Here is a 5,422-nt window from a genome sequence, read left to right on the forward strand (position 1 = left end):
CACGCACCACCTGAGCCTCAAACAACTCCACCACCGACACCCCACCCGCCAACTCCCCACCCACACCAGCCCAACCCAAAACCACCCCACGCTCATCAGGACTCAGCACCTCCACCGCACTCATCCGGATGTCCGGAGCCCCCACGACCACCTCGAGCACCCGCGCCAACCACTCCGCGAACCGCTCGGCAGTCCCCGCATCGAACACATCGGCAGCCGCGATCACGACGCCCCGCATACCAGCGGGAGCACCCTCGGTGTCGAAGACCTCGGCGGCCATCACGTCCAGGTCGAACTTGGCCGTGGCAGACCCCGCAGCCCCGGACACCCCGGCAGATCCGGCCGGCACTCCGGCAGCCTGCAACCCCGGCAGGTCGACCACCGCCTGCGCGTTGTTCTGCAACGTCAACATCACCTGGAACAACGGATGCCGCGCCAGCGAACGCACCGGCGCCAGCTCCTCCACCAGCCGCTCGAACGGCACATCCTGATGCGAGAATCCGGCCAGACTCGTCTCCCTCACCCGCTGAAGCACCTGCGCGAACGTCGGGTCGCCCGACAGATCCGTCCGCACCACCAGCGTGTTCACGAAGAACCCGACCAGATCATCCAGCGCCTCATCCGTACGACCCGCGACCGCCGAACCGATCGGAATGTCCGTACCCGCACCCAACCGCGACAACGTCACCGCCAACGCCGCCTGCAGCACCATGAACACCGTCACACCACGCTCACGCGCCACCTCACGCAACCGCGCATGCACCCCAGCCGGAACCTCAAGCGCCACCGCATGACCCACATGCGAAGCAACCGCCGGACGCGACCGGTCATACGGCAACGCCAACTCCTCCGGCACCCCCGCCAACGCCTCACGCCAAAACCCCACCTGACGCGACAACACACTCTCCGGATCATCCTCGGACCCGAACATCTCCCGCTGCCACAACACGTAGTCCGCGTACTGCACCGGCAACGGCTCCCACCCCGCAACCCGACCCTCACACCGCGCCCCATACGCCACCGACACATCCCGCGCCAACGGCCCCATCGACCAACCATCACCCGCGATGTGATGCACCACCACCGACAACACATGCTCATCCGGACCCACCGAGAACAGCCGCGCCCGCAAGGGGATTTCTGCACTCAGATCGAAGGCATACCGCGCCGCCTCCGCCACAACCCCGCCCAACTCCTCCCCGCTCACATCGGTGAGCGTGAGTGCGAACCCGGTCTCCTCGACCGGCAGGATCCGCTGATACGGCTCACCGTCGGCGACCGCGAACACCGTCCGCAGCACCTCATGACGCTCCAGCACATCGCGGAAGGCTTCTTCCAGCGCTCGCCGGTCCAGCTCACCTGACAAGCGCAAAGTCGTCGGGATGTTGTAGGTCGCACTCGGGCCTTCCAACTGACCGAGGAACCACAGCCTGCGCTGCGCATACGACAACGGCACCCGCTGCGGACGCACCCCCGCCACCAACGCCGGACGCGCCACACCCGCCTGACCCAGCCTCGCCGCAAGCCCCGCCGGCGTCGACGCCTCGAACAACGTCCGCAGCGCCACCTCCACACCCAGCACCGCACGCACCCGACTCACCAAACGCGTCGCCAACAGCGAATGCCCACCCAACGCGAAGAAGTCGTCATCCACACCGACCGCGGGCAGCCCCAGGATCTGGGCGAACGCCTGGCACAGAATCTCCTCCTGCACCGTGACCGGCGCACGACCGCCGTCAGCCCCCGTGTAGGCAGGCGCAGGCAGCGCCTTACGGTCCAGCTTGCCGTTCACAGTCAACGGCAACGCATCCAGAGTCACGACGGCCGACGGCACCATGTACTGCGGCAACCGCTCAGCCACGAAGTCACGCAGCTCGGACTCCGCAGCATCCCCCACCACATACGCCACCAGGCGCCTGTCCCCGGGAACGTCCTCACGGGCGATCACCGCTGTCTGTGTGACCTGGGGATGCGCAGCCAGCACCGCCTCAATCTCACCAGGCTCGATCCGGAACCCCCGGACCTTCACCTGCTCATCCGCACGCCCCAGATACTCCAGCCGGCCCCCAGCCGACCACCCCACCACATCCCCCGTCCGATACATCCGCTCACCAGCCGGACCGAACGGACACGCGACAAACCGCTCCCCCGTCAGCCCGGGCCGGCCCACATACCCCCGCGCCACACCCGCACCCGCCACATACAACTCCCCCGCCACACCCACCGGCACCGGCCGCAACGCACCATCCAGCACATACGCCTGAGTGTTGACGATCGGAGAGCCGATTCCCGCGGCGTCGTCAGGTGCGAGCGGGGCCGACATCGTGGCGCACACGGTTGTCTCCGTGGGGCCATAGGCATTGATGAACCGGCGGCCCGGAGACCAGCGTCCGACCAGGTCACCGCTGAGTACTTCACCCGCTGACACCAGTGTCGACACCGAAGGCAGATCCTCGGGCGCCAGCACGGCCAGGACGGCCGGCGGCAGCGTCACGTGTGTCACCTGATGCCGCGCCACGACTTCGACCAGCCCCGAACCGGGCAACAACTCGTGCGCATCGGACAGCACGAGTCGTGCCCCAGACGACAGCGCCACCAGTACCTCGGACACCGCAGCGTCGAAGCTCACCGACGCGAACTGCAGCATTCGGCTGTCGGAATCCACCGCGAATCGCTCCGCCTGAGCCGCCACCAGGCTCGCCACGCCGTCGTGCGACACGGCCACTCCCTTGGGGCGCCCCGTCGAGCCGGACGTATAGATGACGTACGCCAGGCCACCGGCCTCGAAGGCGACTTCGGGAGGAGTGACGGGTGCCACCGCCAGTTCCCGTGCCACCCGCGTGTCGTCCAGGTTCACCACGTGCACTGTCGGCACTGACAGTTCGGCTGCCGCGTCGCCGCGCCCGACGACTACGCGCGCGCCGCTGTCAGCGAGCATGAACTCCAGCCGCTCCGCCGGATACTGCGCATCCAATGGCACATACGCCGCACCTGTCTTCAACACCGCCAGCAACGCGACGACCAGGTCGACCCCACGCGGCAAGAACACTCCCACCACGGACTCTGCGCCGATCCCGAGCCCTCGCAGGTAGTGCGCCAGCCCATTCGCCTTGGCCTCCAACTCGGCGTACGACAGCTCAGTAGCGCCGTACACCACCGCCACAGCGTCGGGGGTGCGAGCCACCTGCGCCTGGAACATCTGGGGCGCAGACTGCCGGGACAGTTCTGTTGTGGTGTCGTTCCAGTCTTCGAGGAGTCGGTTCTGTTCGCTCTGGTCGAGGATGTCCACCGCCGCCAGGGAGCTGTTGGGGTCGTCCTCCAGCGCGGTCACGAGGTTGTCGAGGCAGGTGTGCAGCAGCCGGCACACCGCCTGCCCGTCCACCGGGCCCACCGCGTCCACGGTCAGCCCGAACCTGGACTCCAGGTCATCGACCGCCACGGCCACCGGGTAGTTCGTCACCTCACGCGTGGACACCGTGCTGATGCCCCTGGGCGCCGTGCCCGCCTCCGGACCCGGCCTCTCCTGCGGGCGTCGGCCGTGTCGGTAGTTGAACAGTGAGGTGAACAGCGGACTGCCGTTCGGGATCCCGCTGGCCTGCTGCGCCAGCGTCAGCGGGGCGTGCTCGTGGACCAGCAGCTCCGCCAACTGGTTGCGTACGCCCTCCAGCGCGCTGCCCACGCCCTCCGCGTCGACACGGACCCGCACGGGCAGGGTGTTGATGAACAGCCCCGGCACCCGGTCCGCGCCGGTTCCGGCGTTCATCCGCCCGAACAGCACCGTCCCGAACACGACATCATCCCGGCCACTGACCGTCGCGAGCACTCTCGCCCACGCCAGGTGGAACACGCTGGCCGGACTCACGCCGAGTGACCGGGCGACGTCGCGGACCCGCCGGCCGACCTCGTCGTCAACGCCCAGACGGGAGCGCACGACACCGCTGCCGTCACCATGCACGTCCAGCAGACCGTACGGAGCGGTGGTCTCCTCCACATCCCCCAGCAGACCGGCGAAGTACCGCTCATGCTCATCGCGCGTCACGCCCAGCCGCGCCTGCGCGACGAAATTCCGGAACGGCAACGGCTCGGGCAGCGAATCCTCCCGCCCCGACAGGAACGCGCCCATCTCGTCCAGCAGGACATCCTGCGTGGTGTGGTCCTGGACCAGGTGATGCATCCGCAGCAACGCCAGCCAGCCACCGTCCACCCCCGGCTGCGCGGCGGTGTGCACATCGATCAACGGGGCACGGCCGATATCCATGCTCGACCCGGCCGCCGCAGTCAACTGCTCCACCTCGGCGGGACCTTCGGCAGTCAACTCCACCGATGCAACCGGGAGCTTTGCCTGACGTACCACGACCTGGACCGGCTCACGCAACCGCTCCCACACGATCGCCGTGCGATAGATGTCGTGCCGGTCCACCACCCGCTGAAGAGCGCCGAGGAACGCATCCAGACGCTCACGCGAGTCGAACCGCAGCACCCGCGGCACCACATACGCATCCGCACCACCGTCCGCCTGCAACAGATGGTGGAAGAGGATGCCTTCCTGCAGCGGGGCGAGCGGGTAGACGTCGGCGATGTTCGCCGCGGCGCCCTGTATCCGCGCCACGACGTGCGCCAACTCGGACTCGTCGAGATCCACCAGCGGCAGCATGTCCGGAGTGATGCGCTCAGCACCCTCGGGGATCCTGTTCTCCGGAACCACGACTTCATCCGGAGCCGCCACCGCGGCCAGCCCTGCGGGTGTCGGCGTCTGGAACAGAGCGCGCACGGAGACGGACACACCCCGACCGCGCAACTGCTCCACCAGCGACACCGCCAGCAGGGAATGCCCACCGAGAGCGAAGAAGTCGTCGTCCACACCCACCGCGGGCAGACCCAGGACCTGGGCGTATGCCTGGCAGAGGATCTCTTCCTGCACCGTCGCGGGCGCACGCCCCTCACCCACCGTGAACTCGGGAGCCGGCAACGCCCTGCGATCCAGCTTCCCATTCACCGTCAACGGCAACGCATCCAGCACCACCACCGCCGACGGCACCATGTACTCCGGCAACCGGACAGCCGCGAACCCCCTCACATCCGCGCCCGCAACCTCCCCCACCACATACGCAACCAACCGCTCATCCCGCACCACCACCGCCACATCCCTCACCGCACCATGACGCGACAACACCCCCTCCACCTCACCCAACTCCACCCGGAAACCACGCAACTGAACCTGATCATCCGCACGGCCTTCGAAGGCCAGACGCCCCTCAGCCGTCCAGCGCGCACGGTCTCCCGTCCGGTACATCCGCGCACCCACCGCACCGAACGGGCACGCGACGAACCGCTCCGACGTCAGCCCCGCACGATTCAGATAACCCCGCGCCAGACCCGCACCCGCCACATACAACTCCCCCACCACACCCACCGGCACCGG

Annotated in this window: 1 protein-coding gene; it reads right to left on the minus strand. The window is 68.0% G+C overall.

Annotation, left to right across the window (positions count from 1 at the left end; translation table 11 throughout):
* A partial coding sequence (locus tag ACZ6I3_RS39290; protein ID WP_469421119.1) for an amino acid adenylation domain-containing protein occupies nucleotides 1-5,422 on the minus strand: 5,422 nt, incomplete at both ends.

The sequence above is a fragment of the Streptomyces sp. NPDC041940 genome (genome assembly GCF_055589465.1).